The sequence below is a fragment of the Clostridium sp. AF32-7AC genome (genome assembly GCF_003477925.1).
GTDB classification, from domain to species: domain Bacteria; phylum Bacillota; class Clostridia; order Lachnospirales; family Lachnospiraceae; genus Otoolea; species Otoolea fessa.
In genome coordinates, this window is the sequence record NZ_QUEG01000004.1 from 266,706 (window position 1) to 287,843 (window position 21,138).

General features: G+C 46.2%; 38 protein-coding genes and 1 tRNA gene. All 39 read right to left on the reverse strand.

Annotation, left to right across the window (positions count from 1 at the left end; all coding sequences use genetic code 11):
* Window positions 1-27: 27 nt before the first annotated feature.
* Window positions 28-591: a major tail protein gene (locus DWZ45_RS08435; RefSeq protein ID WP_118019563.1), complete on the reverse strand. Its 564-nt coding sequence runs from the start codon at window positions 589-591 to the stop codon at window positions 28-30.
* 7 nt (window positions 592-598) lie between these two features.
* On the reverse strand, window positions 599-925 hold the full coding sequence (locus tag DWZ45_RS08440) for a hypothetical protein (protein ID WP_118019562.1): 327 nt from the start codon (window positions 923-925) through the stop codon (window positions 599-601).
* The gene (locus tag DWZ45_RS08445) at window positions 922-1,353 is read right to left on the reverse strand and encodes an HK97-gp10 family putative phage morphogenesis protein (RefSeq protein ID WP_118019561.1); all 432 of its coding nucleotides are present in this window, start codon (window positions 1,351-1,353) and stop codon (window positions 922-924) included. Before DWZ45_RS08445 ends, DWZ45_RS08440 begins: the two co-directional genes overlap by 4 nt.
* A 2-nt stretch (window positions 1,354-1,355) precedes the next feature.
* Window positions 1,356-1,679, reverse strand: coding sequence for a hypothetical protein (locus DWZ45_RS08450; protein ID WP_009297820.1), 324 nt, complete (start codon window positions 1,677-1,679; stop codon window positions 1,356-1,358).
* Between the two features lie 13 nt (window positions 1,680-1,692).
* Entirely contained in the window at window positions 1,693-1,920 is a 228-nt protein-coding gene (locus DWZ45_RS08455; RefSeq protein ID WP_003023341.1) for a hypothetical protein, read from the reverse strand.
* A gap of 13 nt (window positions 1,921-1,933) precedes the next feature.
* Window positions 1,934-2,647, reverse strand: a complete 714-nt coding sequence (locus DWZ45_RS08460; RefSeq protein ID WP_118468562.1) for a hypothetical protein — start codon at window positions 2,645-2,647, stop codon at window positions 1,934-1,936.
* A 14-nt stretch (window positions 2,648-2,661) separates the two neighbouring features.
* The gene (locus DWZ45_RS08465) at window positions 2,662-3,012 is read right to left on the reverse strand and encodes a DNA-packaging protein (protein ID WP_118019560.1); all 351 of its coding nucleotides are present in this window, start codon (window positions 3,010-3,012) and stop codon (window positions 2,662-2,664) included.
* A gap of 17 nt (window positions 3,013-3,029) precedes the next feature.
* A complete protein-coding gene (locus DWZ45_RS08470; protein WP_118084904.1) occupies window positions 3,030-3,563 on the reverse strand; it encodes a hypothetical protein in 534 nt (177 codons plus the stop codon).
* Between the two features lie 16 nt (window positions 3,564-3,579).
* Window positions 3,580-4,812, reverse strand: coding sequence for a phage major capsid protein (locus DWZ45_RS08475; RefSeq protein ID WP_118019558.1), 1,233 nt, complete (start codon window positions 4,810-4,812; stop codon window positions 3,580-3,582).
* Window positions 4,813-4,841: 29 nt separating this feature from the next.
* Window positions 4,842-5,441 (reverse strand): HK97 family phage prohead protease, encoded by a 600-nt coding sequence (locus DWZ45_RS08480; protein ID WP_118084903.1) that lies wholly within the window; start codon window positions 5,439-5,441, stop codon window positions 4,842-4,844.
* The gene (locus DWZ45_RS08485) at window positions 5,431-6,681 is read right to left on the reverse strand and encodes a phage portal protein (protein WP_118084902.1); all 1,251 of its coding nucleotides are present in this window, start codon (window positions 6,679-6,681) and stop codon (window positions 5,431-5,433) included. The genes DWZ45_RS08480 and DWZ45_RS08485 overlap by 11 nt, the downstream gene beginning before the upstream one ends.
* A gap of 17 nt (window positions 6,682-6,698) precedes the next feature.
* The gene (locus DWZ45_RS08490; RefSeq protein ID WP_002591266.1) at window positions 6,699-8,354 is read right to left on the reverse strand and encodes a terminase large subunit; all 1,656 of its coding nucleotides are present in this window, start codon (window positions 8,352-8,354) and stop codon (window positions 6,699-6,701) included.
* Between the two features lie 6 nt (window positions 8,355-8,360).
* A complete protein-coding gene (locus DWZ45_RS08495; RefSeq protein ID WP_154253358.1) occupies window positions 8,361-8,714 on the reverse strand; it encodes a hypothetical protein in 354 nt (117 codons plus the stop codon).
* Window positions 8,715-8,819: 105 nt separating this feature from the next.
* Window positions 8,820-9,119, reverse strand: coding sequence for an HNH endonuclease signature motif containing protein (locus DWZ45_RS08500; protein ID WP_055056147.1), 300 nt, complete (start codon window positions 9,117-9,119; stop codon window positions 8,820-8,822).
* A 175-nt stretch (window positions 9,120-9,294) separates the two neighbouring features.
* Complete coding sequence (locus DWZ45_RS08505; protein WP_055272326.1) at window positions 9,295-9,714, reverse strand: hypothetical protein; 420 nt, start codon at window positions 9,712-9,714, stop codon at window positions 9,295-9,297.
* A complete protein-coding gene (locus DWZ45_RS08510; protein WP_009297812.1) occupies window positions 9,715-10,281 on the reverse strand; it encodes a hypothetical protein in 567 nt (188 codons plus the stop codon).
* A gap of 20 nt (window positions 10,282-10,301) precedes the next feature.
* A complete protein-coding gene (locus DWZ45_RS08515; RefSeq protein ID WP_002591261.1) occupies window positions 10,302-10,697 on the reverse strand; it encodes a single-stranded DNA-binding protein in 396 nt (131 codons plus the stop codon).
* A gap of 80 nt (window positions 10,698-10,777) precedes the next feature.
* Window positions 10,778-11,056, reverse strand: a complete 279-nt coding sequence (locus DWZ45_RS08520) for a DNA-binding protein (RefSeq protein ID WP_118084901.1) — start codon at window positions 11,054-11,056, stop codon at window positions 10,778-10,780.
* On the reverse strand, window positions 11,053-11,220 hold the full coding sequence (locus DWZ45_RS14500; protein WP_172594737.1) for a hypothetical protein: 168 nt from the start codon (window positions 11,218-11,220) through the stop codon (window positions 11,053-11,055). Before DWZ45_RS14500 ends, DWZ45_RS08520 begins: the two co-directional genes overlap by 4 nt.
* On the reverse strand, window positions 11,213-11,446 hold the full coding sequence (locus DWZ45_RS08525) for a hypothetical protein (RefSeq protein WP_002591257.1): 234 nt from the start codon (window positions 11,444-11,446) through the stop codon (window positions 11,213-11,215). The genes DWZ45_RS14500 and DWZ45_RS08525 overlap by 8 nt, the downstream gene beginning before the upstream one ends.
* Complete coding sequence (locus tag DWZ45_RS08530; RefSeq protein WP_118084900.1) at window positions 11,439-12,707, reverse strand: DUF3850 domain-containing protein; 1,269 nt, start codon at window positions 12,705-12,707, stop codon at window positions 11,439-11,441. Before DWZ45_RS08530 ends, DWZ45_RS08525 begins: the two co-directional genes overlap by 8 nt.
* A 184-nt stretch (window positions 12,708-12,891) precedes the next feature.
* Window positions 12,892-13,665 (reverse strand): ParA family protein, encoded by a 774-nt coding sequence (locus DWZ45_RS08540; protein ID WP_118084899.1) that lies wholly within the window; start codon window positions 13,663-13,665, stop codon window positions 12,892-12,894.
* A 28-nt stretch (window positions 13,666-13,693) separates the two neighbouring features.
* Window positions 13,694-14,104, reverse strand: coding sequence for a VRR-NUC domain-containing protein (locus DWZ45_RS08545; protein ID WP_055056142.1), 411 nt, complete (start codon window positions 14,102-14,104; stop codon window positions 13,694-13,696).
* A gap of 215 nt (window positions 14,105-14,319) precedes the next feature.
* A complete protein-coding gene (locus DWZ45_RS08555) occupies window positions 14,320-14,493 on the reverse strand; it encodes a hypothetical protein (RefSeq protein WP_003023394.1) in 174 nt (57 codons plus the stop codon).
* A gap of 1 nt (window position 14,494) precedes the next feature.
* Complete coding sequence (locus DWZ45_RS08560) at window positions 14,495-15,262, reverse strand: hypothetical protein (protein ID WP_055214529.1); 768 nt, start codon at window positions 15,260-15,262, stop codon at window positions 14,495-14,497.
* A gap of 170 nt (window positions 15,263-15,432) precedes the next feature.
* Window positions 15,433-15,960: a hypothetical protein gene (locus DWZ45_RS08565; RefSeq protein ID WP_055214527.1), complete on the reverse strand. Its 528-nt coding sequence runs from the start codon at window positions 15,958-15,960 to the stop codon at window positions 15,433-15,435.
* Window positions 15,957-16,277, reverse strand: coding sequence for a hypothetical protein (locus DWZ45_RS08570; protein WP_118084897.1), 321 nt, complete (start codon window positions 16,275-16,277; stop codon window positions 15,957-15,959). The genes DWZ45_RS08565 and DWZ45_RS08570 overlap by 4 nt, the downstream gene beginning before the upstream one ends.
* A complete protein-coding gene (locus tag DWZ45_RS08575) occupies window positions 16,267-16,521 on the reverse strand; it encodes a toxin PIN (protein WP_118019550.1) in 255 nt (84 codons plus the stop codon). The genes DWZ45_RS08570 and DWZ45_RS08575 overlap by 11 nt, the downstream gene beginning before the upstream one ends.
* Window positions 16,511-17,239: a single-stranded DNA-binding protein gene (locus DWZ45_RS08580; RefSeq protein WP_055056137.1), complete on the reverse strand. Its 729-nt coding sequence runs from the start codon at window positions 17,237-17,239 to the stop codon at window positions 16,511-16,513. Before DWZ45_RS08580 ends, DWZ45_RS08575 begins: the two co-directional genes overlap by 11 nt.
* Window positions 17,240-17,259: 20 nt before the next feature.
* A complete protein-coding gene (locus DWZ45_RS08585) occupies window positions 17,260-17,559 on the reverse strand; it encodes a hypothetical protein (RefSeq protein WP_002591246.1) in 300 nt (99 codons plus the stop codon).
* A gap of 12 nt (window positions 17,560-17,571) precedes the next feature.
* Complete coding sequence (locus tag DWZ45_RS08590) at window positions 17,572-17,913, reverse strand: hypothetical protein (RefSeq protein WP_002591245.1); 342 nt, start codon at window positions 17,911-17,913, stop codon at window positions 17,572-17,574.
* A 5-nt stretch (window positions 17,914-17,918) separates the two neighbouring features.
* Complete coding sequence (locus tag DWZ45_RS08595; RefSeq protein ID WP_022279748.1) at window positions 17,919-18,161, reverse strand: hypothetical protein; 243 nt, start codon at window positions 18,159-18,161, stop codon at window positions 17,919-17,921.
* Window positions 18,158-18,526: a hypothetical protein gene (locus DWZ45_RS08600; RefSeq protein WP_055272338.1), complete on the reverse strand. Its 369-nt coding sequence runs from the start codon at window positions 18,524-18,526 to the stop codon at window positions 18,158-18,160. The genes DWZ45_RS08595 and DWZ45_RS08600 overlap by 4 nt, the downstream gene beginning before the upstream one ends.
* On the reverse strand, window positions 18,498-19,052 hold the full coding sequence (locus DWZ45_RS08605) for a hypothetical protein (RefSeq protein ID WP_002591242.1): 555 nt from the start codon (window positions 19,050-19,052) through the stop codon (window positions 18,498-18,500). Before DWZ45_RS08605 ends, DWZ45_RS08600 begins: the two co-directional genes overlap by 29 nt.
* A complete protein-coding gene (locus DWZ45_RS08610) occupies window positions 19,024-19,362 on the reverse strand; it encodes a hypothetical protein (protein ID WP_002591241.1) in 339 nt (112 codons plus the stop codon). Before DWZ45_RS08610 ends, DWZ45_RS08605 begins: the two co-directional genes overlap by 29 nt.
* A gap of 235 nt (window positions 19,363-19,597) precedes the next feature.
* A tRNA-Ile gene (locus tag DWZ45_RS08615) sits at window positions 19,598-19,671 on the reverse strand.
* A gap of 22 nt (window positions 19,672-19,693) precedes the next feature.
* On the reverse strand, window positions 19,694-19,921 hold the full coding sequence (locus DWZ45_RS08620) for a hypothetical protein (protein ID WP_003023421.1): 228 nt from the start codon (window positions 19,919-19,921) through the stop codon (window positions 19,694-19,696).
* A gap of 185 nt (window positions 19,922-20,106) precedes the next feature.
* Complete coding sequence (locus tag DWZ45_RS08625) at window positions 20,107-20,301, reverse strand: helix-turn-helix domain-containing protein (protein WP_055272340.1); 195 nt, start codon at window positions 20,299-20,301, stop codon at window positions 20,107-20,109.
* 45 nt (window positions 20,302-20,346) lie between these two features.
* The gene (locus DWZ45_RS08630; protein WP_118019547.1) at window positions 20,347-20,592 is read right to left on the reverse strand and encodes a hypothetical protein; all 246 of its coding nucleotides are present in this window, start codon (window positions 20,590-20,592) and stop codon (window positions 20,347-20,349) included.
* Between the last annotated feature and the right edge of the window lie 546 nt (window positions 20,593-21,138).

Below are 21,138 nucleotides of genomic sequence, written 5' to 3' on the forward strand. Positions count from 1 at the left end.
GCCTGCGCTGCGCCTCTCTCCTTTCTCTTATACTTCCTGCATTGCCGCTGCCGGTTCGGGTACGGCTGTAAACCATGTCTTAGCCGCCTTACTGTCCTCTGTTCCCACAAAGTCTGCTTTCCAGCGGTTATCTTTCTTTCTGGCTGTAAAATCTGCCTCAATGTCCGGCGTATTAAACTTGATGCTCTCGCCCTTAGTTTCATACTTTTCAGACGGTACTTTGAATTTTGCTTTAAGCAGCCATACATAGCGGTATTTGCCGCCCGTTTTCTTTGCTCTGAACCCTACCGCAACATACGGCGGCTCGTCCTCTTTTCCAGCCCATACTACGCTGTTCTCGTCCACTTCCTGCCCCAGCAGCTCTGCCAGCACTTCCGGCGTAAGGTCTTTAATTCCCAGCTTAAGCGTGCCGCTTGCAAACTCCGTGACGCTCTCGCTTAACGTATCGTCTGCATATAAACTGCCGTCTGCGGTCTTTACGGATAAATCGGCTGTCATTGCCTCTGCCATTTTCTTAGGCGCTCCGTAGCTTTCTACGCCGTCTGCCTCTGTGCATACGGCATAATATAAATCTTTCAGTCCCAGTGTCATTGTTTAATCACTCCTCTTTCAAAATCTCGACTGTGATAGGCACTAACCAGTACCCCGTTTCTGTTTCGTAGCTTTCTGCATCTATGCTGTTGATATAAACGCCTGCTGCTATCAATACCTCTTTTGTCTTATCAAGCTGCGCCTCAAAATCGCCCTTATGGAAAAGCGTAACTCTATACATTTCCTTGCGCTCTTTCTCTTCGTCGTCTGCATTTACCGCAGACGTACCCAGCAGCCGCAGAAACGTATAGTATGCGTCCGGCTTATCCCGTCCAGTGTATACGCCCCTCTGGGCTGGCAGCCCTGCGCTTTCTAAAATCTCCTGTATGCTCATTTGCCCGTTTCACTCTCCCATATACTGTGCTGCGCCTCTACTACCTTTTCGTGCGCCTTGGCGTTTGCCGTTGTCATATACGGGCGTGCCTGCTGGCTGCTTGTCCCGTATTCTGCCACAAAGCCGATTGTTGCATAGCGCACTTTGCTTTTATCGCCTTTCCTGTCGTTTCCATGCCCTGCCCGTCCCTGCGGGTATATCTCTACGTATTTCTCCGTATCGTCGCCCTTTACGTCCGTAGCTTTTATGGAATTGATAAAACCGCCCGTTTCGTTCAGTCCCATTGCCTGTGCCTCTGCTTTCTGTGCCTCTATCAGCACATCTGCGCCAGCCTTAAGCATTTTCGGTACTGCCTCAACCGTGGCGGTTTCTCTCCTGCCGAAAGCGTCTATAATATCTTCCAGCCCGACTGTATTAAATTCTCCCATGCTTACACCTCGTTTCTGTGGCGTAAATCTGTAAGCGTAAGCTCTATGGTGTCTGTCCCTGTATCGTAGGTCTTAAGTACAAAATAGCGCCGCCCGTTTACTTCTACTACGTCCTCGCCGCCATAATCTGCCTTGTGTACCTCGTACTTTGCCTCTACCAGCTTTCCTGTCTGCTGGCTCTTAAAATATTCACTGTACCCTACTGATTTTTTATTACAGAATACAGTGCGGGCGCTTTCTTCCGGCTTTACTGCAAAGCCGTTTTTATTTACCCTGTTTTCTCCGCTTACCTCGCTTATTAGCGTTATCTCGTCTATCCAGTCCATTTTTACCACTCCTTTAGGTGTCCGTTTCGGACACATAGCCCAAATAGACGCTACCGCAATAACAGTTACCCAGATATGCAGCGTCGGTTTTATGCTCTAAAGCATCTATGCGCCCGTCCAGCGTTTCCATATTGTCGTAGACTTCTGAAAACGTATCATTTACAGCCTGCATATTGCTGTTTTCTCTGGCTGTTATCTCTGATACCAGCGCCTTTAAGCTGGCAAGGCTAAACCACCTCATACCAGCACCTCACTTACGCAAACATGGCTTTTACTTCCTGCTGCGTAATCTCTGTAAAGTCTGCCTCTGTAAGTGCAGTAAGTCCTTTGGTTACTGTAAATTTTCCTGTCTTGTTGTCATACGCAAGCCCTGTTACTACATTGCCTGCCCCCGTAGACGCTACGCTTAAGTCGTCCAGTTGGATAAGTCCCGCTACTGCTGCATTGATTGCCTTAGTAACATCTGCGGTCTTTGCGTATGCTGTCAGCGCATTTGCAATGGCTGCCGTTACTTCCGCAGTCTTTGCATAGCTGCTTAAGTCCACTTTCCAGTCGCCTACCTTTTCCAGCTTTCCGTCAATTACCATGTACTCACTGTAAAGATTTCCCGCCTCTCCGTCGGTATTCTTTACCATGTAGATTTTCTTTTCTGCGCCGTCTGCCGCTACGTCAATATCTGCCGTGCTGTCTACCATTACACGGCTTAAATGGTCTGTTCCGGCAATCGCCGTGGAAATAGCGCTTGCTATCTCCGTCGCTGTCATTCCGTCTGTGATGCCATAACCCGCAAGCGTGGTGGCTGCATTTGCCTTGCCGTTTATAAGGTTTTTCAAATCGTCTGCCAGATTTTCTACCGCTACCTTATCAAGCCCCCCCAGCGCTCCTATGGCGCTTTTCTCTGCGTAGCGGTCTTTAATTTCCGCTACCAGATAAGACAGCGTATTATAAGTTACTCTTTTAATCGCCATTCTGTCTGTTTCTCCTATCCGAATAAGTTCTTAATATCGTCCTCGTTTACCTCGTCGTCTATATTGTCCGGCGTTTCGCCGCCTGTGTATTCGCTGGATAGGCTTAAATGAGTTTTCAAGCACTCGTAAGACTTCCAAAACTGCTCTGATTTATCGGAATAGCCAAACTCTGCCTTGCAGTATAAGGTAATTGCCCTAATAATCAGTGCGTCTGTTTCGTCCAGTTTCTTTACGCCTACGTCCTGCAAATCCATTTTGCAGGCGGCTATACAGTCGTTTATTTCTTCTGTGATTTTCTCACTGGTGCTGCTGATACGCAGCGCCGCCCGCATCTTCTCGGTTAATGTAGTGGTATATGCTGCCATAGCCCGCACCCTCTTTCTTACTCTGCTACTTCTGCTACGCCTGCCTCTTTCAGAACTGCTGCACGTTCTCTGCTTACGGTGTAAACGTCCCCAGTATCCTTAATCTGGTTTAATTCCTTGTCAAGGAAACGACGCTGTGCTTTTACTTTTACCAGCCCTGCTGCTTTCTTTTCCTCTTCGTCTTTAGCTGCTGCCTCTGCCGCCGCCTTTTCCTCTTCGGCTTTGGCTGCTACCTCTGCCGCTGCCTTTTCCTCTTCGACTTTAGCTGCTGCCTCTGCCGCTGCCTTTTCCTCTTCGACTTTAGCTGCTGCCTCTGCCGCTGCCTTTTCCTCTTCGGCTTTGGCTGCTGCCTCTGCCGCTGCCTCGGCTGCTACTTTTTTGTCCTCTTCCGTAAGCTCGCTGTTGTCTGGTATATCTACCTCGACGGCTGCGCAGCGTGCAGCAATTTCTTTCTTTGTTCCCTCTGCATCTACGCCCAGCTGCTTTGCCAGTTCCTGCAAATCCTCTTTCTTATAGCTTTCCAGCTCTTTTGCGTCTAAGTATCCTTTCATGCTCTACCTCGCTTTCTTACACTGCTGTTACGCCCTTTTTAACTAAGATAATGCCCGCAGCGTCAGCTACTTTGCCGTCCACTACCATTAAGCACTTATTCTTAATCTTGTTGTTGTCGTGGTCTGTCCACTTCACTACCTGCATTTCCATGTTGGTATTGATAACGTAATCAGAGAAATTCATAAATACTGCGATTACGTCGCCCTCGTTTGCGTCGTCCCAGCTCGGTAAAACGTCGTCCTCTACAGTTTCCACATTCTTACCCATGAAACGGTATGTTTCCTCTCCGTTTACGCCGTAGTTTGTGCGTCCAATAGGCTGCCCGTTCTTATCTTCCATACCGTCAATGCCAGTATCAAAAGTGGACTGGTTCATAACAAAGCTGCCGTTTCTGTACGCCTTTTTCATTTTGCCTTTTACCTTATGCCAGCCGTTCCAGCTTGCGTACTCTTCCGGTGTCAGAGTAATTACAGCTGTTACCCTGTTGTCTTTCAGAACGCCCAGCGGCTGCCCCTCGCCTGTACCGTTGAAAATGGCAATTTCAATAGCCTTTACCATTGCCTCTGTTGCCATAGGTACAAACAAATCAGTAAACATTTTCAGCGTTACTACATTCGCTAAAATGCTCTGGGAAATTTTGCACTCCAAACCGTAATAATTGAAAGTTACGGAATTTTTAGCAGATGCTTTCTGGTCGTCGCTGCTCTTTGCCTCTGTAATCCAGTGTGCAGTAGGCTTTAAGTCTGCAATCGGAATGGAAACGCCGCCCTGTACGTTAATCTTACGCACCTTTGCATAAATGCTGCCGTAGCTTTCCAGTTTCTGGATAATTTCATTCATAATAGTTGTCGGAATTACAGCGCCGCTGTCTGCTGTGGTGGTGGTTTCAGCTGCTCTGTACTCTGCCGGAATAGCAACGCCTCTGCATACATAATTCATAAACGCTTTTCTGTATGCCGTAGTGTCGTATTTGTCCTCTGGTTCTCCTGCTCCTGCGCCGCCTGCTCCCTTGAAATTTCTAAGCAGCGTGGTATCTGCTCCCGCTCCACCTGTCGGCTCTCCTGCTGCAATTCTTTCAAGCAGCTTTTTACGTTTCTCTGCCGCTGTCAGTAAAGTAGTGCGCTCTTCCTGCAAGTCTGTTACCTCTGTTTCCAGTTTTGTAATTTCCTCGTCCGTAAGCTCCGCTGCTCTGGTGTTAAGCTCTTCTTTGATTTCGGCTAATCTTGCCTCAATTTCCTTTAATCTCATAGTCTGTGTTCTCCTTTTTGTTTTGGTTTTTATAAGCTCGCCTTAATCTTTAGTATTGCTGCCCGCCTCTTAAGCAACTCCTGCCGCTCCCGCTCGTAACTCCTACTCGCAAAAGCACGGGCGCTTATTTCAGTATCGTTATTTGCCGGAATACTCACGGCTGATACATCATAAACCTTTTTGATTTTCAAAATTGTTCTTGTATGTGTTTCTCTGTCGTAACTTTCCTCTGCCACTGTAAACGCCCATGACATTTTAGTAATCATTCCTGCGCTTATGTCCTGATACAGCCCACGGGCTAAGTCTGTCCGGCTTAAGTCTGCTGCCACAAAAAGCCCCTTTACGTCCGGCTCTAAAATCAGCGTATTATTTGACTGTCTGGCAAATACTCTGCCCTCATGGTCGTACTGCATAATAACGTCGCTCATGTCTGCGCTGTCTAATGCGTGTGCATCTATTCTTTCGTAAATCTTTGTGCCGTCCTCAAACTCATATAAAAGGTATGGCGCATTAAATGTAGTGGCGTAGCCCTCTACGTAGCACTCCGACTGTATACGCTTTTCGCCGGAACTCTTCGCTACCAGAGGCGCTACCAGCGTTCTATATTCCCGCTCTTTCTTAACTGGCATTATTTACACCCTCTTTCTCTTCCTGTCCGTTCTGCGGCTCTTCTCCTGCTGCTGGTTCTGTCTGCTGTTGTACTTGCTGTATGATAACTGGCTGCTCACTTCCTTTGTGCAGCTCGCTTACCTCTGTATATTCCTTTCGGATATAATACTTTTCCCCGTCCTCAACGTGTGCCATGTTCCATATATCCATTACGCCGTTTCTGTTCAGTAACGCACGGTCAAAAAGCTGTGTGCTTACGCTTAACTTTGTGGCGTTGCTGGCGTATTGTAGGCGGTTTGCAGAAAAGAAAATAGCATTGCCGCAGGCTCTTTCTCTCTCTGTAAAGCTCATATTTGTCATAACAAGCGATAGCTGTATTGCAAACGGTTCTATTTTCCCCTCGTAGTAAGCGTTCCACGCATTTTCATCGAATTTATTTTGCAGAATATCCATATTTGTACCAAAATGCGTACATACATTTTCCTGTATGTGCTGCATCTGCAATGCGTTTGGTGTATACGGTTTGCTTTCTACCTGTTTCAGTTCACTAAACTTGTTATCATAAATAATCATGCCGCTATCGTTGTCAGCGCTTAAGTTATCCTCTGTAAAGCGTTTCCGCTCTTTCTTTATATCCTCTGGTTTCAGCATATTTGCCACCTTTGCCAGAAAACGGATATTTGCAGAATTTTTTACAGCGTTTATAATTCCCTCATTCTGCGTATGTATCAGCTGCATAGTTGGTGCAAGTGTGCTGTTGTCCTCTCCGAAAAGGTCGTCTTTATATTCAAAGTCTGTCATAATGCCTACACGCTCAAACTCAATAGCGCCATAGCTGCCATTTGCAAACAGATACCGTAAATATAATTGCCCCTCACTCTCTACCACCTCGCAGCGTTCAGCCCGCAGCGGATACCAGCCACATAAGCGCCCGTATTCGTCCTCGATAGGTATAATAAAAGCGGTGTGTTCCACCGCTACATACGTTGCCAGACGCTTTATAAATTTTGTTGTATCCATGAAGTAGTTGGGTTTATGCTGCAATGTCTTTTCCAGCGATTTAAGGGCGCTGCCCTCTATCTCCGGCTTTAGTTTGCTGCAATGTGTAGCAAAATTATTTATAGCCGTTCTGGTTAAATCCATTTCATACACGCCGCCGCTAAAGCTGGTAAACGTCGGGCTGTATCCGTTCAGCATTTTGAAATAATTACCTATGGCTTTTAATTCTTTGCCATGGAAAAGATAGTCTAAAAATTTCATGCCGTTTACACTCCTTTCTATGCGGCATTTTTAAGCAGCTCGCCGCACTCTTCCCAGTATTTCTGCCGCACGGTCATTGCATCTATGACAGATACAAAGCCGTCGATATGCGCCCGCTGCTCGATTTTTATAGGTCTGAATTTTCTTGTTTCCATGTTGTGCTTAAGCGCAACATTTAAGAAATGTGTCTTTAGTAAATTGTTGTCGGCAATCTTAAAATCGCCGTCTTTTATGATGCCCTCAAACTCCCGTATAACTGGTGTAAGGTTTTCGCCTTGGTAAACGTCGTCCATGTGAAAGCCATAATTTGCCATATCGGTAATAAGGTACTGGGCGCTGTATCTGTCGTAGCCGATTTTCAAAGGTCGTATGCCGTAATCTTCCAGCAGCATAGTAAACCAGCCGTAAACGTCGTGGTAGTCTACGTAATTCTCGCCGCTTAAGGTTATCAGCCCCTTTTTAACAAATATGTCATACGGCACACCGTCCGTAGCCTGTAAGTATTCCAGCCTGCCCCGTGGCATAAAGAACTGCGTAAACGCATACAGCGTGCCGTCTTTCTGAATAACCACACTTGCTGCCGTTAAGTCCGTTGTCTGGCTTAAGTCAATACCGCCCACTGCGTAGCAGTCCCTAAAGTCCTCTAAGGTCTTTTCTACTCCGGCGTTCTCTACTGTCTGATATTCCAGCCATGCAATAGAGCTGTTCTGCTTAATATTGCAATACTTTGTAAGGAACTCTGCTTTTTTACTTAAGCTGCCCTCTGCTACGGCTATCTCGTCCATAAAGAAACTTTCTTTTACGGATACACCCATGTTAGGGTTAGCCTTTTTCAGTTCGTCTATGTCGTTCCACTTCTCCACATCATCAATCATGTAAAGGAATGGTAATAGCCTGCGCTCTTTGCTGTTTCCTTTTAAGAAACTTGTGCTACGTTTCATTAGTTCATCATAAATACTGTCGTTGATATATCCGGCAGTGCTTATGCTCAATATCATAGGTTGAGTACGTGCGCCTAAAGCGGATTTCATAACCTCATACTGCTTTAGTCCAGCGTCCCCGCTCCATGCTGCCATTTCATCACATACCACAAGCTGCGGGTTAAATCCGTCTGACTTCTTGGCGTTAAAAGCAATCGGTTTTATTACCGTGTTGCTCTCCGCAATATAAATATCGCTGCGCCGTTTCTTTGCCAGCTCCGCTAACTCGTCCTCTGCCTGTACCATTTGATAAAATCCGTCATACACCAGCGCCGCTTGGTCTAATTTCGGCGCTAAGCAGTATATTTCTTGTCCATACTCCGGCTCTAAGTACGCCATATATGCAATAATCGCAGATGCAAATAAACTTTTTCCGTTTTTTCTTCCAATTACAATAAAAATTTCACGGAAAATACGTATTTTTTCTGCGTCTTGTATGCCAAAAATAACAGAAACTATGGCTTTCTGCCATAGCTCCAACTTGATTAAATCATTACGCCCCTTGCTGTGGTGGCAAAAGTTCTCTATGAACCGTATAGCCTTATTTGCAGCCTTCGCATTAAAAAAATACTCCTGCTTTTGCAGCCCGTTTATAATGATTTCGTATATTTTCTTTATCCATTTTCCCGCTATGATTTCGCCGCTTGTAATCTTTGCGTGGTACTCATAGATATAGTTTCGATAAGGCGGCAATATTGCTTACTCTTCCCGCAAAGCTGCCAGCCTGCTTGTCTTTCGTTTCGCAGCTGGTACTAATTCCGTAAGCTGCTTAATCACTGCTGCATAGTTCTTACTAAGCGCTATGTAAGTTTCTGCCTCTGGGCTTTTCTTTGTCCCCCACTGGTTCTGCCCGTTCTGGTACTCACTCGTCCAGCCGTCTTTTTCAAGTTTCGCCTGCAAGTCGTCCAGCTCAACGCTCATAAATGCAGCCTTTTCTATCAGCGGCGTTACTAATTTTCTTTTGTTTTCGTCTAAGTCCTTGAAAATACCCTTAAGTCTGGTCTTTTCGGTCTTTATCCTCTGTTCTTTGGTTTTCTCTTTCTTTGTTGCCATTCCTTTACCCCGCTTTCCATTCCTGCGCCGCACCACACCCCCTACACCACCCGTGCGCACGCCCGTAGGGTAATTTTAGGGTATCCCCCTCGGTATTCGCCCCCTTTAATTATTTTTCTGATATGGGGGGAGTATGCCGCCGTTCTCGTCGAACTGATACCGCTTATGCCTCTCCTGTTTGTGGTGTTCCTTGTTGTGGCAGTCTTGGCACAACGCCTCTAAGTTATCCCAGCACAACGTAACGCTTATGTCGTTTATGTTCTCTCTGTTAAGCCAGCGCTTATGATGCACTATCTTTGCGGGCTGCCCGCAGCGTTCACAAATATAATCTTGTGACATTAAATAAGCGGCTCTGGTTTTTTCCCATGCCGCTGATAAATAAAAACTCTTAGCCCATGCTTTCATACTGTCCCCTCTCTTTCTTCATTCCCCAGCGCCCTAAGTTTCATGCGCTGGGTGGAGGCTAAAGAATGAATAGAAAAAGAGTAGGCAACTGCTGCCGCACATGGCTTAAGCTATCGCCTACTCATTTCATGCTACCATTGTATCTCTTTTGTTTTCCCATGTAAACACCACGTTTTTACCACGATATTACCCGCTGCTGCTCTGTTATCATTTCTCTTACTGGCACGCCTGCTGCTCTTAGCTGCTCGTATATACTCCTTATCTCGTGTCTAAACCAGCCTGCATACTGCATGGGTACTGGCTGATATTGCCGCCCCATAAATGGGTTATCCGCATACGCTGCCACCTGTGAAAACTCATATAGCAGCAGTGGCTTACTCTGGTCTAATAATAGCCGCAATATATATGCTGTCGTTCTTCCGTGTAGCCGTCCCTCTGGCGGCTGCCATATCCCAGTTATTATATATAACCTCTGCCACTCGTAAAGCTCAAATCCTAACGCCTGCTCTATATGCTTTATCAACCTGTCTGCCGCCTGCTGTTCTCTCGCTGTTTCCCGCTTTCTTTTTATCCATGCTTTTATTTTTTCAAACACTTACTTTACCCTCTCTTCGTCAATCCCCCACAATAATACTGACAGCTCGTTTATGATGCCCGTAACCCAGCGCCTCGGTGTGTTCTTTCCTGTATCCAGTTCCTCTGCAATTTCCGCATAGTCCATGCCCTGCATGAAATACATTTCAAAAGCCTTGTACTCTACACCTCTGCCTGCTGCCTCTCTGCGGCGCTCTATCTCTTCTACCGCTTTGTCTATATGTGCTGTCATTATCAATGTCTTAAAGCGTGTGCGTCTGATACTCTCTAAGTATGTACGCTGCTGCTCGTCCGTCATGCCTTTAAGTTCTAACTGCTGCCCGTCGCTTATTGCGTTCTCGATATGAAAAGCCATATCACGGTAACATTTCATAAGCGTAAAAGTGTTGTGGTATTTCTCTTTCTTCCTCTCCTGCTTTTCCTGCCGTTTCAGTTCCGTTATTGCAGCCTTTGCCTGTTTCTGCATCAGCTCTGTTAATTCGCTTTCATGCAGTTGTACCCAGCTTTCAGCCTCTGGCGGCATTTCTACCCCTGCCGCCGCTGTTGTCTTTGTTTCTTCCTGCTCCATGTTCTGTACCTCGCTTTCTGTTAATTAAACGGTAGCTCTTCGTCTGCTCCCTCTGGGATATTCATAAACCCGTCACTCTCCGGCAGCTGCTGCCCTCTCGCCTCTGCCTCTGCTTTACTCTCTCCAAATCCTACGCTATTTGCCACAACCTCTGTGTAATATACCTTACTGCCCGTGCGCTGGCTCTCGTAGCTGCCTGTTTTAATCTTACCAGTAACCTCTGCCCTGCTGCCTTTGCTTAACCATTTCTGCGCCCATTCCGCAGTACGTCCGAAACACTTAATATTTATAAAATCTGTATCTTTCCCGTCGTCTACCGCAAGCGTAAAGCGGGTAATAGCTGTGCTATTGTCCTGCCCGCCATATCTAAGCTCTGGCTCTCTTGTAAGCCGCCCTGTAAGTGATACGTTATTCATTCTCTCTGCCCCTCTCTTCCAGTTTGTCCAGCTTTGAAAATATAGCCAGCAATTCCAGTGCTATAATTCCCAGTAAAATATTAGTCATTTTCTACCGCCTCGCTTTCTTCTCTCAATCCTGCTGCCATATTGCTAAACGCCGCTGCTACGTTCTCACATAATGCCGCCAGTGCTGGCTTTATACTCTGCGCCCAGCGGTTAATAGCTGCCGCCAATGTTTCTGCTGCTGTTGGCAAGGTTTTATTTACCTGTCTTGCCATTTTTCTTGCAAGCCTGCGCTGTTTTCGCTTGTCCAGCTCTAACGGCGGGTTTACTCCATGCTTTTTCTTATAGTTCTTTTTCCACTGTCTGTATTTCACTGCTTACGCCCCTTTCTCCATATCACATACGGCAATATCCATACTGGCGCTGTTATTATCAACACCGCTTTTGCTGTGCATATCGTCACAAATACTGCTACGTCTACTGCTGCCTGTCCAATTTCTTCCACTGCATCTACTATGCCGTCCATATACTCAAACATTTACTACCCCGTTTTCCTGCTTAATCTCAATATTTCTGCCGCCTCGCTGTTTTATGATTGCCTCTACGTGCAAGTATGCAGGCAGCATAACCACGCTGCCTGTTCGTAACTGATATTCTACGCTTTTCCGCATCTTCTCGTATTGCTCTGCCTTGCAAAACGCCGTACAGCCCAGAATAATTGTAAATACCTGTGCTTTCTTCTTTTTCCGCTGCCGTCTATTCATGTTCTGCCCCGCTTTCCGTGTCCGTTTCGGACACCTTACCCGTATAGTCTGTTACTCTGATACCCAGAATACAGTAGCCCTCTGTAAGCCCTGTATAATCTTCCAGCATATAAATAATATCTGCATCAATCGTGCGCCCTGTGTGCTTACCGTCCTTAAATTCCAGCATTTTAAGGCTGTCGCCCTGTTTGTATCCTCTGTCATTCTTCCGCAGCTCAAAGCTCTTTTTCCCGCTTATTACGTCCTCGTAATCAGATGCCACTATCTTTAATTCATGCTGTTTATGCTCTGTGTCTCCCTCGCTTGGCAGATGCTCCATTTTTTCTGCGTCTGCCCGCTCCTGCAATTTCTTCTTTGTCTGGCGGTCTATAGCGTCCTGTTCTTCGCTGTACCGCTGTTCGTCCGTCTTTTCAGCCTCTGCCTTGTTTATGTACTGGTCGCATCTCTGGCACGTTCCCGTTTTTACGTTGCAGTCCTTGTATTTCTGGCAGGAATAGCACAAAGACGTTATGCTTTCTGGGTGCGGTGTTTCGTAATCGTCCCCTGCCTTTTTCTCTGCTACCTTTTCCGCTATTTCCTTTGCCCTCACATTTTCGCCTGCTGCTGCTTTTTCCGCTATTTCTTTCTGCTCGTCCTCGTCCAGCTTTGCTGCCTCGTATGCAGCAGTGATACCTAAATTGCCCTCTTTCAGCTGCTCTTTAATCTCCGGCGTTGCGTTGTTGTTGATTGCGTCCATTCTGGCTACGTTTGTGCTGCTTTCGTTTATCATAGCCGCCACTAAATCACGCATTTTGCCTTGTATCTCTAAGCCGTCCTCTTCCTTGGCTCTGATAAGTGCAGCTTTGGTGCGCTCTACTAATCTGGTTTTTTCATAGGCTGTAAGTTCCTGCGTATATCCGTTGCCAGCCAATAAGCGCAGCTCATACATTGCCTCGCTCATATCCATAAAGCGGTAAAGCACTTTCTCATACTCCTTATGCCCCCGCTCTAAGTTCAAAATATTTGCCGCATTACGTCTGTGTCCGTCGATTATACGGTATTCCCCGTTTACTCTCGCCAATACTGTAGGCTGTTCCTGTCCTACGTGTAAAAAGCTGTCTGCCAGTTCTTCTATGTTCTCTAATTTCTGGTGCGTATTCTCCTGCGCTGCCTTTACCTCGTAAGGGCTTAAATAAATCTCTTTGTATCCCTCTGTCTGTGCCTGCTGCCCCGCTGCTTTTGTCTTTGCGTTCAAAATATCGTTAATACCAAACTTTGCCATATTCTCTACCTCGCTTTCTTCTCTGTTTCTGTTCCCAGTCTTAAGCAACCGCCGTTTTTATATGCCATGCACTTACTGCCGCTGCATCTTACAAACAAATTACGCACATTCCTTGCACCGTTCCTGTAGTCTACCAGCATACTGCTTTTGAACGGGCAAAACCGTTTTTCTTTATCCATACCCACTACCTCGCTTTCCCTGTATACGCTGTTACAAATTTCTTGTACCCCTGCGCCGCTCCGCAGCATGGGCTATACTCATAAATCGGCTTACGCATGAAAGTATTTTCTGCTACTTTCTTGGAATACCGAATAATACCCAAAATATTAAAATCTGTCTTTTGTTCCAGCCACTCTACGCCTGCTGCCTCGCCGTCTGTGTTCTGGTATGACGTAATCAGTACGCCTGCCAGCTTTAATGCTGGGTTAAATGCCTTTGCGTCCTCTATCTGCTCTGTCACAATGTCCAGCCCCTCTAAAGCGTCCTCGTCCACCTTTACGGGTACTATTACCTCGTCCGTGATTGCAAGCGCATTTATGACATTAAGCCCAATATCCGGCGGGTTATCAATGATACAGTAATCATAAAAGCCGCCCATAATGTCTGCAAATCTCTTATAGCGTTCTGTCTGGTTCTCGCTGTCCTCTTTTGTCAAATTCCACGTAGCCCCAAAAAGTGACATATTCGACGTAACAATATCTATGCAGCACTGCTGCCCTACGTAATTTGTATTCTGTATCAGCTCTGTTGCTCCCTGCCAGTCCCCAGCCAGCAACCTTGTAACTGGTGCTACGTTCTCTGCGTCGTATCTGCTATACGCCTTGCTTAAATTCCCTTGCTTATCATTGTCAATCAGTAGCACCCTGTAACCTCTCCTGTAAATCTCATACGCCATGTTTGCCGCTGTAAAGGTCTTGGCTACGCCACCCTTTAAATTCAAAATGCTTATTGTTTTCATTCTTTGCCTCTCTTTCCTGCGTTCGCCTCTAACGCATGGTTACTGTTTCCTGTTCTTTTGTAAGCTCGTCTGAATGTAATAAATACTGCTCTATCAACTGCGCTGCTGGCTGCCAGCCGTAGCAGACGGCGGTATAATAGCCCTGCTGCCGTAGATACTCTAACCACTCTTTCTGTTTCTTGGTCGTCGTGTTCTTGCCCGCCTTAAGCTCTATGTAAAGCCCGTGATACCCAGCCCTTGCAGCTGGTAGCATAATATCCGGCACACCAGCCTTTACGCCCTGCCTCTTAAGCGCCACCGCTGTTGCTGCATCACGTTTGCCGCCGTTTGGCACATGATACATATATTGCAGTTCCGGCATAAGCCCTGTTCTGTATGCAGCCCAGCTAAATAATGCCTCTTGATGCCCGCTTTCGTCGTCCAGTCTAAAGTTTCTCATTTTCTCGCCTCGCTTTCTGCTTAAATTCTACATACTGGCAAATTCTAAAAAGTAGCCCGTCCTTATGCGGCTTGCTGTTCTCTATCGCCAAAAGCGTTATTGTTTCCTCGCTTTGTAGTCCTGCATTTCCCAGTACGTCCCAGCGGCATATATCGTAGTATCTGCACCGTAGGCAGCAGCGCTTACAGTCCTCGCCTTTCTGGAATAACCAGTATTTAATTTTTTCTATCATGTTTTCTGCCCTTTCTGCTGCCGCTGTCTTTCCAGCTCTCCTGCTGTTCAAAAATAGCCGCCGCAATTCTAAACGCCAGATATGCTGCCACAATCAGCGCCAGCAGTCCAGCTATTATCAACACTGCTGCAATGGCAATGCCCTTGATTATCTGCATTTCAGCCCCCCCTATCTGTTATTTTTACTAAGGTGTATCTTAAATACCCATAGCCGTAATACTCTGGGCTATGTACCCCCATGCTTACACTGTTCTTGTCCACGTAATAGCCCTTTATTGCTTTTGGCTCTTTCTTGAAATACTCACGGTCTGAAATTATGCGGTACTCTGGTTCTGGTCTTACTAAATTCTTGCTGCAATTCCAGCGCTTGCCCTGTAATGCTCCGTCAGTACCCTTTTTGTGCGTTCCTGTGTACTTGATTAAATAACTTGCCAGCTCTGCATAGTTGCCGCTATCGTCCAGTGGGAATACCTTAACCCTGTTATGCCCCTCGTATGCCTTATACCAGCAGCGTTGTAAAATCTCTGTGTCAATTTTATTTACTACAAGGTGGTGATGCCTCGCACCTTTCTTGCCTATCTCCATAACGTGTATGTATTTGAACTCTAACCCTGCTTTTCTGTACTCCTTTCTGCACTCCCTCAAAAATACGTCTATGTCCTGCCGCATCTGCTCCGGCGTTCTGTCCGGCTCTCCTTTCCTGCGGATATAGTCAAGCACTAAATGGTAGTCCCCATAGCCATAGTTTGCATTTATGAGTATCCTTAACTTTCTCTCTGCCTGTCTGGTGTTTACTTTCTCCTGCTCTTCTTTTGTTGGCTTTACCTTATCCCCTCTGCTGATACCTTTCTTTTTGTATCTGCTGGTAAAGTACCTCTCTATCTCTATCGTATTTCCTGCTTTTGTTACCCTCTCTACGTATGGCATATATCTACCTCTCTGTCGGTTCGTTAATACTTTTATCAAGTGTTAAAACGGGCTGCCTGCCCGTTAAATTTCTTGACTTTGCGCCATACATAGCTTATAATTTTTATAGTATTTCAAAGCTGTATAGCTTAGCGCCTATGGTGTTTCCCCACCGTAGGCGCTTTTATTTTTCATGTTTTCTGCCACTCTCTTATGCGGCTTAAGGCATACTCATAAGCCCGTTTATATGCAGCTGTGCAAGCGCTGGCGGTACAGCAGTTCTTATACCCCATAAGGCTACATAATCTACACTCGTAACAATGCTTGCACTTATGCAGCTTTGCGTAGTCGCTCGCTACCCGCTCCTGTCGCTTTTCCTCATATTCCAGATGCCGTTTAATCTGGTTTGCATCTATAACCGCAATTCCCAGCATATTTGCTGTATGTATTTCTCTGTCCATTCCCTCTGTTATGCCGTATTTCACACCAGCAATAACAAAATCGCAGCCTTTCAGCAGCGCAAGCCCCGCAGCCATGCCCCTTGCCCGCTCTTCCGGCTTTTTATCGTCCATGCACTGCGTCATATATAAATGCGGCGTAATGGGTGCTAAGCCCGCCTCTAACGCCTGCCGTGTCAGCTGCTGCGCATAATCTATGTTTCTGTCCAGCTCTGCGCCGTCTTTCGCCCTGTATGGGCTGCATATATAAACCTTTCTCATGCCTTTTTACCCGCTTTCTGTTGTACCTCTGCCCGTGCCTGTTCATTTCCTGCCAGATATGCTGCTAAGCACATCAGCTCGTCTGCTCCCTTTTGGTCTATAAAATTACAATCAACGCAGCATTTACAGTACCCCGTAATCTGTAAATATCTGTCGTATACTTCCTGTGGTGTCTGGCACTGCTTTAAGCTGTCCACCATGCCTGCAAGCTGCTGTATTGCCTTTATGCCTGCCTCGCCGCCCTTTCCGTGTATCCCTACTGTAATCTGCCGCATTTTTGTTGCGCCGTCTGCTCCTAAAATTGTTTTACTCTTCATTCTGTGCCTCGCTTTCTTCCTTAAACCCAGCCAAAAGCATAGTCATTGCATCTATCGCTGTATCAAAATGTTTTCCCAGCTCTGCTGCGTCAATAATCCCCTGCTTTGTGTTTCTTCCGTTCCCTTTCATTACTTGCGTTTGCAAAATAGGTTTTAACTGGCTAAGCCCAGCTATGCTGTTCTCTAACTCTTCCTCTCTCACGCAGATTTTTACATAGCCCTTGCCGATATGTTCAACACTCATTTTCTGCCTCTTCCTTTCTTCTAATCAGCCGTACCGATACCTCATAAGCTGTGCGCTGTTCTCTTTCTCCTGTGGCTGCATCAAGCACCTTTTCATACTGGCGGCTCTGATACCGTCCCAGCAGCTCTACAGTGTCGCCCTGCTGCCACTGCGCCGCCTCGTCTGCCTGTTCCTGCCAGCAGATGCACGGTAAAAAGCAGCTGCCGCCTGTAAGCTCATTTCTTACCTTTACCGTAATATCAGTAATGCGCTTGCCTCTCGGTGTTTCTCTGTATGTTGGCTTATTCGCTATAACGCCTCTTACTGCTGCCTCGTCCTGCTCTACTGCCTTTTCCGATACCGCCACAAAATCTGCCAGAATATATACCAGCAGTCTACCGCTCTGGAAGTCCTTAAGCGTCTGCACCTTACCTGTCAGTAAAAGCCTGCTGCCCTCTACAAATTCCTGCATAACGTCAAATTCTATGCCGTTGCAAGCCCTGTATGGTACGTCCTCTGCAAATACTACCGTTACCTCGTCCGGCACGCCGCTTGGTCTTACCGTTTCCAACTTTGCCATATAACCGCAAAACGGCAGCCCGCATAGCTGCTTAATTTCCTTAATCTGTGTAAGCGTTCCTACCAGTCCCGCTGCATTTCCCTTGATACCGCCACCTGTAAGCTCGTCCATGATTGCAGTATCTAAATCCCGTAAAAAATCCGGCTTTTTCTTTGTCATACTTCCTGCCCTTTCCTTTCTTATATGTAAATGGTGTAGTAAAGCGACATCTGCAAATCACTAAACTTATACTGTGCTGTCTGGTCTGGCTCTAATGGTTTCATAAGCCCCAGCTCTTTCCAGCGTCTGTGCGTTATCTCCGGCACTGCTCTAAACTTCTTTACCTCATGCCCGCTGTATTTTCGGTATTCCTCGCTTATCTCATGGTCTGCAAACGGTTTGAACGCTGCCAGATACCCTACGTAAACCTCTGCTTTGCCCTCGATAATGCGCAGGCGGTCTGAACTCTCCAGCGTGCCTATAAATTCCTTTACTGTCACTGTCTGCCTCTCCTACTTCTCTGGCATTTCGTACAGCCTCGGTATTACTGCTGCAAACGGCTGTACGTCCATGCCGCCCCTTATTACGGCTGCACCGCCAGCCGTAAACAGATAGCTTACGCACGCTTTCTGTATCTCGTCCAGCACCTCTAAGCAGCGCTCTTTTGTGGCATACTCTCCAATTTCTTCTAAACACCCGTCACTTATGCAAATTACGTGGCGCTTTTTGTCTGCCTCTGCGCCGCCTCTCTTTTTCTTTATGTCCTCGTACTCTCCATACTCTACGCAGGCGTAATTACCGCCCAGTCTATACAGCTTTTCTTTATTCTGGCTGCGTATATATACCTCGCTCATTGCCTTTATCTCCTTGCCTCTAAGTTTTCCATTTCAGAAATGCAGTTTGACGGTATCAGCTCATAAGCTGCCGCTTCTATTTCTGTAAGCGCCTCTTTGTACTCAATGTATCCCCACGCCTGCCGTGCTATCTCTGGTACGTTCTGCCGTTCCTCAAAATTTTCTATATGTAAAATCTCGTTTCCCTGCGGCTTTGGAAATGTTCCCAGCGATAACGGGCGTAAAGGGCTGTAATATCTGTGGCTCATTCTCCCGCCCCGCTTTCCTCTTTATGTTCTTGGTAGCCCTCTAAATAGCCTAATGCCTCTACGTCAATTTCCTTGCCGTCCTTACCGTCGCTGTTTATCCGAATTTTGCCGTAGTAGGAATAAATACAGCAGCCGTCATAGTCGTATACTCTTATACTGCCCTCTGTGGCTGCCTCTGGTGTTTCAATAACCAGCGGCTCTGCCTGCTGCATCTGCGCTGCTACCTGTTCGTCTGTTACTGGCTCGCTGTTCTTTCCTCTGTACCAGATAGCCAGCATAAACAAAATGATTGCCAGCACGCCTGCCGCTATAACGGCTGCGCACTGTATCAGTTTCTTAACTGCCTGTCGTTTTCGTTTTCTCATTTCCCGCCTCGCTTTCCTCTATCATTGCAGCCCTGCTACGCCGTTCTATCCCCGTAGCCATAAACGCTATTTTCATATCTCTTTCGTTAAATTCGTCGTAGTCTCCTACTGGTGCATCTTCTGGGAAAATCTTCTGTGCCTGTATGAAAGCGTCCATAAATGTACTTAATTCCTCATAAAATACGTTTCTGTAAAATTCAAACTCTAACTCTATTTCGATTTTCTGCGCTTTCGTGCAATATATGCCGATTTTCTGCCGCCGTCCGTATGGCTTGTATGCTGTTCTGTCAGATTTAGCACCCATGACCTTATACATACACTGCCGCAGCAGTTTTATTTCGTGCTTTCCGTTGTAGGAAAATATCGTATATTCATACTCTTCCTTTTGCAGTTCGTCTAAGGAATTTATACCGTTATCCTTAAGCAGCTTTGCAAGTTTCTTTTGCGCTGTCGTTTTCTCGCCGCCTACGCCCCGCTCTGCCAGTGCTTGCAGCTTTTTAATACGCTGTATTGTTTTTTCGTCCATGTATTGCCCTCTCTTCTGTAGCAAAATAGTAGTTGTCTACTATCAGCATTTTTTTACTGAAAAGGCACATAAGCCCCAGCGGTACGGTAATAACCGCTATTGTTATGTCGCCCTCTGTCGCCCATGCCGCCAGCACGGTAACTGCCAGCATTGCAAGCCCGTAGGCTTTCTGCTTAATGAAATACCAGCGGCGGGCTTTCTTTGCCTGCTCCCGCTGCCGCCTCTGCTCTTTTTTCTTTCGCATATCTGCTATGGCATCTGCATAGCCTCTCTGGTATGCGTCCTCTACTATCAATGCCTCTGCTGCCATTCTCTGCCTCTCTTCCTTTCGGCGGCGCTCTCTGTCTTTCCATGTGTGCCGCTCTCCTGTTCTGGCGTTTGGTTTTACCGTGCGGGCTGCTTTTCGCATTAAAAAGCAGCTGAAAACCTGTTGACTGTCCACATACTTTCTGGCTGGTATGACCGCCGCTATTTTTCCACGGTATACAGATTGCAGCTATTAGCCTGCTGCCCTCTGCCGCAGGCTCGCCATGCCTGCTACACAATGCGCCGTGTGGGACTTGAACCCACGACTTGCCGCTTATGAGGCGGCTGCTCTAACCAACTGAACTAACGGCACTGGTGGCGACTGCTGCCGCCTATTATTCTCCTCTATTTCCAGATATGAACCATAAATATAATGCTTTCACTTCGTAACCGCTTAATAATTCCATTTGCTCCATGCACTCTAAGAACCCTCTAAGTTTTCCTCTGTTCCGTTCGTTCTCTTCTTTAAGTCCTTTTATCTTTGCTCTATCAATCAGCGCTGAAAGTGTTTTACAGTAATTCATTTGCTTTTCATTTAATTTCTTAAGTGCCTCTCTTGTCATATCTCTTTTACCTCTCTTTCGTTATCTTATCCCAGTCTATCTGCTTTCTTATTTCCTCGCTTTTCTTGCTATACCACCCGTCCACGGTATAACGTAAATATCTTATGTACGCCCCTTTACTGCCTCTGGTTTTATCGTATGGATTTTGTTTTAATGCGTCCTCTAATTTCATTATTTTCCCTTTTTTATAGTGCCTGCTGCCCTGCTGCCGCTGTGTACGTTTCCAGCGTAGCCCCGCAGCGTTTGAACTCTCTATAAATCGTATCTCTGTGTGTTCCCAGCGCCTCTGCAATATCTTTTACGCTGCTGCCCTGTTTGCTCATAGCCTCTATGGTCTGTCTATCCTCGTAATGCAAGCGCTTATACTTCCGTTTTTCCATTCTCTATGCTCCTTTCTGTACGGGCGACTTTCGCTGCCCTGTTTATCAACTCATTATTCTTATGCTATACTGCCCGCTCCCGTTGTCCCTCTCCATAACTATTGCTAAATCTTCCCCATGGTATAGGCTCGGTATCCTGCAATCTTTATGAATTGTTACGCCCTGTACTCTATCCCAGCCGCTCATTTTCTTTGTTTCTGTCAGCGCTTTAATTGCAGCTGTGTATTTTGCTGTGTCCTCTTTTGCATAAACCAATATTGCGTAATCATGTTCTTTAATAAAATTTTCCATGTGTCTACCTCTCTTTCGTTGTAAAAAAATAAGCGTGCCAGAGTTTTTACGCTCTGCACGCTCTTCTTTTCTGCTGTTTCCTATAAAAAAAGAAAATCGGCAGAGGCTTTATAACCTCTTGTCGATTTTCATTCTAAAACTTATCAAAAAATCGAAAAATCTATTCTTTTCATCGGATGTTACCGTCTTCTCGCTGCATGATCAGCATGACGCATCCTTAAATTTCGGGTTCAGAACTCATATAATCTTGGCAAAAATAGAAAGAGATAGTCTTTCTGACGACGCAGAAATAGCACAGCACTCAAAAAGAGATGTGCAAAACACCAGATACCTCCGCGGCTATAAAAAGCAGAAAACAATGAGTTTTCTGTCAACGCATACGTGCGCATCATTGGCACGTTAGTACCTTTTTGTGTAATAGGGACTTCCAAGGAATTTCCTATTACACAAAAAAACCGTCATACATTTCTGTACAACGGTCTTCTTTACATATCTTCAAAACTGCACACTGAATTTCTTCTACTTCTATCTTTCATCCTTCAGGAA

Excerpts from the sequence above, each read along its gene's own strand:
- DWZ45_RS08470 (WP_118084904.1), bottom strand. The coding sequence starts at position 3,563 with ATGAAAGGATACTTAGACGCAAAAGAGCTGGAAAGCTATAAGAAAGAG.
- DWZ45_RS08605 (WP_002591242.1), bottom strand. The coding sequence starts at position 19,052 with ATGGACGAAAAAACAATACAGCGTATTAAAAAGCTGCAAGCACTGGCA.
- DWZ45_RS08515 (WP_002591261.1), bottom strand. The coding sequence starts at position 10,697 with ATGAATAACGTATCACTTACAGGGCGGCTTACAAGAGAGCCAGAGCTT.
- DWZ45_RS08625 (WP_055272340.1), bottom strand. The coding sequence starts at position 20,301 with ATGGAAAAACGGAAGTATAAGCGCTTGCATTACGAGGATAGACAGACC.
- DWZ45_RS08600 (WP_055272338.1), bottom strand. The coding sequence starts at position 18,526 with ATGAGAAAACGAAAACGACAGGCAGTTAAGAAACTGATACAGTGCGCA.
- DWZ45_RS08440 (WP_118019562.1), bottom strand. The coding sequence starts at position 925 with ATGAGCATACAGGAGATTTTAGAAAGCGCAGGGCTGCCAGCCCAGAGG.
- DWZ45_RS08480 (WP_118084903.1), bottom strand. The coding sequence starts at position 5,441 with ATGCCAGTTAAGAAAGAGCGGGAATATAGAACGCTGGTAGCGCCTCTG.
- DWZ45_RS08500 (WP_055056147.1), bottom strand. The coding sequence starts at position 9,119 with ATGAAAGCATGGGCTAAGAGTTTTTATTTATCAGCGGCATGGGAAAAA.
- DWZ45_RS08620 (WP_003023421.1), bottom strand. The coding sequence starts at position 19,921 with ATGACAAGAGAGGCACTTAAGAAATTAAATGAAAAGCAAATGAATTAC.
- DWZ45_RS08525 (WP_002591257.1), bottom strand. The coding sequence starts at position 11,446 with ATGAATAGACGGCAGCGGAAAAAGAAGAAAGCACAGGTATTTACAATT.
- DWZ45_RS08575 (WP_118019550.1), bottom strand. The coding sequence starts at position 16,521 with ATGAGTGTTGAACATATCGGCAAGGGCTATGTAAAAATCTGCGTGAGA.
- DWZ45_RS08445 (WP_118019561.1), bottom strand. The coding sequence starts at position 1,353 with ATGGGAGAATTTAATACAGTCGGGCTGGAAGATATTATAGACGCTTTC.
- DWZ45_RS08475 (WP_118019558.1), bottom strand. The coding sequence starts at position 4,812 with ATGAGATTAAAGGAAATTGAGGCAAGATTAGCCGAAATCAAAGAAGAG.
- DWZ45_RS08565 (WP_055214527.1), bottom strand. The coding sequence starts at position 15,960 with ATGAGAAAGGTTTATATATGCAGCCCATACAGGGCGAAAGACGGCGCA.
- DWZ45_RS08485 (WP_118084902.1), bottom strand. The coding sequence starts at position 6,681 with ATGAAATTTTTAGACTATCTTTTCCATGGCAAAGAATTAAAAGCCATA.
- DWZ45_RS08545 (WP_055056142.1), bottom strand. The coding sequence starts at position 14,104 with ATGAGAAACTTTAGACTGGACGACGAAAGCGGGCATCAAGAGGCATTA.
- DWZ45_RS08540 (WP_118084899.1), bottom strand. The coding sequence starts at position 13,665 with ATGAAAACAATAAGCATTTTGAATTTAAAGGGTGGCGTAGCCAAGACC.
- DWZ45_RS08510 (WP_009297812.1), bottom strand. The coding sequence starts at position 10,281 with ATGGAGCAGGAAGAAACAAAGACAACAGCGGCGGCAGGGGTAGAAATG.
- DWZ45_RS08560 (WP_055214529.1), bottom strand. The coding sequence starts at position 15,262 with ATGCCATACGTAGAGAGGGTAACAAAAGCAGGAAATACGATAGAGATA.
- DWZ45_RS08590 (WP_002591245.1), bottom strand. The coding sequence starts at position 17,913 with ATGAGCGAGGTATATATACGCAGCCAGAATAAAGAAAAGCTGTATAGA.
- DWZ45_RS08495 (WP_154253358.1), bottom strand. The coding sequence starts at position 8,714 with ATGGCAACAAAGAAAGAGAAAACCAAAGAACAGAGGATAAAGACCGAA.
- DWZ45_RS08555 (WP_003023394.1), bottom strand. The coding sequence starts at position 14,493 with ATGCAGATAATCAAGGGCATTGCCATTGCAGCAGTGTTGATAATAGCT.
- DWZ45_RS08570 (WP_118084897.1), bottom strand. The coding sequence starts at position 16,277 with ATGAAGAGTAAAACAATTTTAGGAGCAGACGGCGCAACAAAAATGCGG.
- DWZ45_RS08460 (WP_118468562.1), bottom strand. The coding sequence starts at position 2,647 with ATGGCGATTAAAAGAGTAACTTATAATACGCTGTCTTATCTGGTAGCG.
- DWZ45_RS08530 (WP_118084900.1), bottom strand. The coding sequence starts at position 12,707 with ATGGCAAAGTTTGGTATTAACGATATTTTGAACGCAAAGACAAAAGCA.
- DWZ45_RS08435 (WP_118019563.1), bottom strand. The coding sequence starts at position 591 with ATGACACTGGGACTGAAAGATTTATATTATGCCGTATGCACAGAGGCA.
- DWZ45_RS08610 (WP_002591241.1), bottom strand. The coding sequence starts at position 19,362 with ATGGCAGCAGAGGCATTGATAGTAGAGGACGCATACCAGAGAGGCTAT.
- DWZ45_RS08455 (WP_003023341.1), bottom strand. The coding sequence starts at position 1,920 with ATGAGGTGGTTTAGCCTTGCCAGCTTAAAGGCGCTGGTATCAGAGATA.
- DWZ45_RS14500 (WP_172594737.1), bottom strand. The coding sequence starts at position 11,220 with ATGTTTGAGTATATGGACGGCATAGTAGATGCAGTGGAAGAAATTGGA.
- DWZ45_RS08630 (WP_118019547.1), bottom strand. The coding sequence starts at position 20,592 with ATGGAAAATTTTATTAAAGAACATGATTACGCAATATTGGTTTATGCA.
- DWZ45_RS08465 (WP_118019560.1), bottom strand. The coding sequence starts at position 3,012 with ATGGCAGCATATACCACTACATTAACCGAGAAGATGCGGGCGGCGCTG.
- DWZ45_RS08580 (WP_055056137.1), bottom strand. The coding sequence starts at position 17,239 with ATGACAAAGAAAAAGCCGGATTTTTTACGGGATTTAGATACTGCAATC.
- DWZ45_RS08595 (WP_022279748.1), bottom strand. The coding sequence starts at position 18,161 with ATGAGCCACAGATATTACAGCCCTTTACGCCCGTTATCGCTGGGAACA.
- DWZ45_RS08450 (WP_009297820.1), bottom strand. The coding sequence starts at position 1,679 with ATGGACTGGATAGACGAGATAACGCTAATAAGCGAGGTAAGCGGAGAA.